Raw genomic sequence first — 1,518 nt, 5'->3', positions numbered from 1 at the left:
GTGTGTGTTCCTGAACAGCTCCACACCTCACTCGGAGGTCTTCCTCATGTCACGCCGACTCGCCCATCCCGTACCTAACGTCCCGGGTCAGTACAGCTAGCGGCCTGTCTGTACCCGCGAGTCGAAGGGCGGGTCTTCGCGGACGGTGAGCCCGTACGGCTCGGCCAGGCGGTCGCGCGGCGACGCCCTCTCAAGAAGGTCGACGGTGAGTTGGAATGCGGCCACGGCGTCGTCGTCCGTGGGGAACAGACGGTGATGGATGACTTGGTTGCGTGCCGTCAGAACGGACTCCCGGAATCTCGCAGGCAGGATGCTGGAATCACCAGCGGCCTCCTCCTCTGTCACAAGCGTGCCAAGGGTCGGCTTGCCCGCTTTGGGCATCCGGCGAACTCGGGTGAGGTACTCGGTGAGAGCCACCTCGGCCGCGATGCCCGCCTCGATGAGGACACGGCGATACTGGCCAATCTCGAACGCCCGAAGAGCCTCGCGGAGTAGCTGCCACTCGAGCGGCGGGGCATGACCGCAGCCAGCAGCATGAAAGGCCGACGAGAGACTGCCACTCGCTCCGAACCCCATGCTGGGCCGCCATGACTGGCGGAGAGACGACCTGCGCAGCTCAGTGGTCCAAGCGCCGCCTAGACGATCGCGGTAGAGCAGGTGCAGCGAGCCGGTCGACCAATGGAACCTGTCGGCCCCTTCAAGGTCTTGGGACGTGAGGATCTCGATCCACACCTTCGCGAGGCGCCACCAGTCGCCGATCGCCGCCTGCACTGCTTCCGAAGCGTCCTTGGGCGCAGAATCTCCCGGGTCCACAGCCAGGCGGAAGTCGCGAATGGCGACGCGACCCGAACCCAAATTTCTGCCCCATTTTGGCCAGTCGGGCTCGCTGGGAAAGTGGGCTCCGGACCAGTCGAAGTCTTCGCCGTAGGCTTCGAACTTGGGGGGCGCTAGCGGTCCCGACCGCTCGTAGGCTAGATCGAGTCGAGGCATCGAGACATAGGTCAAGAATCCGGCGATTGCGGTCAGATACGTTTGCCCGAGGGCGCCGGTACCAGCCTCGATGGGCGAGGTACCGGGACCGTCGACCAGGTGTGGATGGTAAATGCCGTCGATTAGCGTCTTGCCGCTGCTGTTTTCCCGGCGTTGGTTGTGGGCCCTCGTCAACTCCTCGGCATCGTTTGCTCGCTGGGTCAGGTACCAGGGATCATCCGGGAAGCTCATGGTCCACCAGTCAAACGCAGTCCACCGACTTCGGCGATGCTTGGCCCTCGGTCATCCCGGTGTCCGCTGGTCATGGGCTGTCTCATAGGACGCGTCAGCAAGCGCAACCACAACGCCCGCCACCCCGGGCCCGTCACTGAAGAAGTAGTCGGCTGAACCGCCCCGGTGTGTCCGGAGACCTTCTAGTTTGAGACTCCAGCGGTTGCTGGGGCCTGGTGGTGAGCGTAGTGAGCCTGCTCGGCCTGCACTGGGGTGAGGTCGTCGCAGTACTCGTGGGGTCGGCGGTGGACGCTTCTA

The 1,518-nt window shown here is 64.3% G+C and carries 1 protein-coding gene; it reads right to left on the bottom strand.

All coding sequences use genetic code 11. The features are described 5' to 3' along the window. Positions 1-96: 96 nt before the first annotated feature. Positions 97-1,221, bottom strand: coding sequence for a hypothetical protein (locus B9B60_RS17060; RefSeq protein ID WP_143445640.1), 1,125 nt, complete (start codon positions 1,219-1,221; stop codon positions 97-99). Positions 1,222-1,518 lie beyond the last annotated feature (297 nt).

It is taken from the genome of Janibacter indicus (assembly GCF_900176385.1).
GTDB classification, from domain to species: domain Bacteria; phylum Actinomycetota; class Actinomycetes; order Actinomycetales; family Dermatophilaceae; genus Janibacter; species Janibacter indicus.
Note: the sequence above shows the minus strand (reverse complement) of the source record. Positions and strands in the feature narration are given on the sequence as shown.